Source organism: Nostoc flagelliforme FACHB-838 (assembly GCF_014698065.1).
Classification (GTDB): Bacteria; Cyanobacteriota; Cyanobacteriia; order Cyanobacteriales; family Nostocaceae; genus Nostoc; species Nostoc flagelliforme_B.
Genome location: NZ_JACJSI010000489.1, coordinates 1 through 3,906, shown reverse-complemented (window position 1 = coordinate 3,906; position 3,906 = coordinate 1). Strand labels below are relative to the sequence as shown.

The window sequence follows — 3,906 nt, the reverse complement described above, 5'->3', positions numbered from 1 at the left end:
CAAGGTTACTGCTGTTATACAGGATTTCCAGTTAAGTAAAACCATGTTATTTTTCCGTGATTTTTATTACTCTACCAATTCCTATTGAACAGTAGCATAGTAAGCTGCCGTATCTGGGTAATCGCTAAATACGCCATCAACACCTAAGCTGAAAAATAGTTCATACTCTTTTTGGGGATTTCCTTGAAAGTCCAGTGGCAAAAAGCAGATAAATCTTGTAAATTACTTACTTCGAAAGACTGAATGAAAACAGGTGCGTTAGCTCCCTGATAACCGTTGGCTGCTAAAGTTGCAAGTAGGGGTGGTTCTAGAGTTAACCCAATAGATTGAAAGTAAGTTGGGTGCTTAGTTTCTGGGTAAATGCCAATCTCCCGATTAATTTCGCCACTTTTAACCTTGACTAAATCGATGATTTCTTGCAGCGTGGGAATTTCTAAGAGTCCATCATAAGCGGTATTTTGCGATGCCTGCGGCGGGCTATGCCTACGCACTTGGGGAATTCGCTCTTTGACTTGTAGTGTTTTTAGTTCTCTGAGGGTAAAGTCTTCAGTCTGGGTTTGGACTATTTTTGAGTTAATGGTGTATTTCTCTTATCCTGCATAAGTTTGAGGCTTGTTTCTCCTTGAAAAATGTATAAGCCCCGTTAACTAAACCTGTAGTTAGCCAGAGATATCAGTTAATGCTTGGAGAATTTTCTATGAAGTTGTTTCTAGAAATTGTGTACAAACTCTTTATCAATATTGGACGTGACAATGACCTCTCGTCTGACTTAAACTACCATCAGCCAATCGCACACCACAGACCTACACCCGTGGGCAAAGTTAACACAAACTTGCCACTGTCCCAGATAGCCATTCCAGTAAGGCTCTCCGTCAGCAACGCCAATAGCCTCGCCAATTGTGGAGACTAGCTGTTGGTAAAACTTTCCAATGCTGTCGAGTCCAAGGCGCATTTTCAGCTTCAGCCCTTTCCAGCCTTGGGCAGTCGGACTTTCCAGTGGCGTGAGTGTTTGAGGAATATCCTGGGGGGTGGTGTCAATGACTGGTGTAGTTGTACTTATATTATTGCTGACTGACACCGACTCACTTTTAGTTGCTTCATCTCGATTTAACCACCGCTCGAAAATCAAATCACGCTTATCATCAGGGGTAACGAATTGATAAACGCACTCTCGATTTTCACGCTTACCCAACCGACCGACGTAATCGAGTTTCAAATCAATTTTCTCCAGCAATTTCTGTGCGATCGCTATCGGGGTCAGCTTTTCAGAAATGGAAACATTCAAGTAATTCTTAATAACGCGCCGATGCGTTACAGCTAGAGCCTTAAACTCCACCATCTTCTCATCAGTTCCCCGTAACTGAACGTCTGGTGTAAGAAACTGCAACAGATTCAGATTTTCGAGTAACAACACAGCAGGTAATAACTGCCCCTTGTTAAAGTCCGGTTTCCAAACCGAATTCTCCCCTGCCTCTAACTGCGCCTTAGCTCTTTTGGCATCACGGTTCATCAAAAACTCTCGCCCCAGCGTCAAATAGTAATGCATCCGCAACTGAGGATACCACCCGTCATCATCTTTCTCGACCAAATCAGGGGTTACGTCAATTTCGTAGCGACGGGATAATTCAGCCTTGCGCTGCTGATGTCGTTCAGTTTTCGTTTTCGCTCTTTTGTCTTGCAGTTTTTTCAGTTCAGTCTGTGAGAGTTCATCAGAATTAGCGATCGCCTGACATTCAGCAGTATACAATTGCTCACTTGCCGCCTTAACCGACTCGATTACAGCCCCACTCTCATCGTCATCAGCATCGTCGGCATCAATAACGGTGTACCCATCTTCGACCAATCCCGCAAGCACCGATTCTCGATAGCGCCGCATTTCTACATTAATCACGGAACCACGCTTACCCCAAGTCTGCAATGACTCTGGCTGGAAGTTCTGGTCAACAAAGCTGTAATCGTCATTGTCCGCCGCCGACAATAGCGCAATGTTCGCCTGTGTTGCGACGTGTTGACTTCTGAGCAATCCTCCTATCGTTGTAGAACCATTACCCACAACTCCCATGCCCCACTCTCTTACCCAAATGTGACGGTCAACTGTTTCCCTAACCCTTGCCAACATTTGACGCACAGAGTTAACCGGCTGCACTCCCTGAAATATCCCCCATACACCATCAAAATGCCCTCGAATGTCGATGCTGACCCCAGTTTCTAAACTTGGAGATGCAATAACTAAATCGTACTGGGTCAGAATCTCGTTGAGATGAGCAATACAACCGAAAGCTTCCTGTGAGGGGTCAGCAACGGATTCACTGTCTATTCGGAGAATTCGTAATTCTGGGTATTTACGCCGAAAGCGTTCCTCCAATGCTTGGGTTCCCCATTTGGACTTGGCTTTCTGAGCAGAGCAGCATAGTAAATGATGCCCCCCAATGGAGATCGCTTTGTCTAGTGCGGCGATGAGATTCTTCGGGTTACTGCCAGAGTAGTTGTAACAGTTGCCTGCTACGTGACGATAATTGTTGACGATAACGAAGGGATTAACTCGATATTCACCAGCAAGTGATAAAACATACTTCACATCAGTATCTGACACATCGGCACTAGACAGGTAAATCTTTCCCTGACTGCTGCCCAAAACATTCTGTACCAGTTGTTTGAGGTTTTTGAGGACAGATACCCGACGTTTTTGCACTTCCGTACCAGAGTTGAGCAAATGCCAGAAAACTTGGTCGCATTCGTCAATAATAATCACATGATTTGACCAGTCATCAGGGTTGAATCGCGCCTGACTTTCTTGATGCAGTGAATCAACACAAACCCCATATCCTAACAATGTGCCTGTTTCATTCATGCGGACTTCGGTAACATAGTTAACACCGAAGCGATTGCACAACGCCTCGCCCAGTTGAATACGATGGGTGATTATTAATACCCTTTGTCCCTGGTCGTGTGCTTTCACCACCTCAGTTGCCAGCCATTCGATTTTACCGGTTCCCTTGGGAGCTTTGAGAATGATGAGTTTTTCACCTTCGGGGACGAGAAGCTGGCCCAAGAATCTTTGATTGAGTGCAATGGCAGGGGGATAGGTCAGCAGGGTGAACAGCTTAATCTCCCATAACTCCAGTGCAACGGCTGTGTTGTAGAGTGCGTCAAATGCCGATTGCCCTTTGGCAACGATAAAATCATCAACCCCTTTTTCTGCCCCTAACGGTAAATCAATCACTCGCAGCGAACAACCCTCATTTACCAGCAGCCGTCCCATGCGACTGATAGCGGTTCTGACTCGCTGGACTGTCTCAGGTTTATTGTCTTGATCAAAGCAGATGTTAACCTGTCTCCCAAGAGTTGCAAAGTGTTTGAGGTCTGGGATGAGGTATGGTTTACCAATGGCAGTACCGTACTCATCAGTAGGTGTGCGGTATCCAGCGTTTACTCCCGGAATTGCGATCGCAGCATAACCCGCAGTTAGTAACGCTCCCGCTTTTTTGACACCTTCCACGATTGTGACTGGCACATTATCCCACCTTCCGCACCCCAAGTGTCACAAACGGAAATTACTGAGAAAAAAAGGTACGCAAGAATAAAAACAGACATCTGAAAACAAAAAAGACATTTGAGCCACCATGAATCATCAAAAATGCCATCAAAGCTTATTCTCAATAAGCAGCAATAAGAACTGATGGCAGATAGATTCGGATGAGATAAATAGTAATCGACCACGGGGCGATCGCAAATTACAAGAAAGTAAAACCCATTGACATCAAAGAGTTAGAGTTCAAAAGAAGCAGACAGCAGACTAATTCAATTTGGGAAATCAAACTGTATAAATTCGTGGGTTTTAAGCAGCATAATTGAGCAGCAACTTTACTCGGCAGGAACTTGTGGAAGTAAAGAAGGAGTTGGTTG

The 3,906-nt window shown here is 44.9% G+C and carries 1 protein-coding gene and 1 pseudogene; both read right to left on the bottom strand.

Annotated elements, in window-relative coordinates; all coding sequences use genetic code 11:
- Window positions 1-81: 81 nt before the first annotated feature.
- Window positions 82-551 (bottom strand): annotated as a pseudogene (locus tag H6G97_RS47190) (glycerophosphodiester phosphodiesterase family protein); the annotation flags it as partial.
- A gap of 218 nt (window positions 552-769) precedes the next feature.
- Complete coding sequence (locus H6G97_RS47185; protein ID WP_338422003.1) at window positions 770-3,514, bottom strand: plasmid replication protein, CyRepA1 family; 2,745 nt, start codon at window positions 3,512-3,514, stop codon at window positions 770-772.
- Window positions 3,515-3,906: the final 392 nt, after the last annotated feature.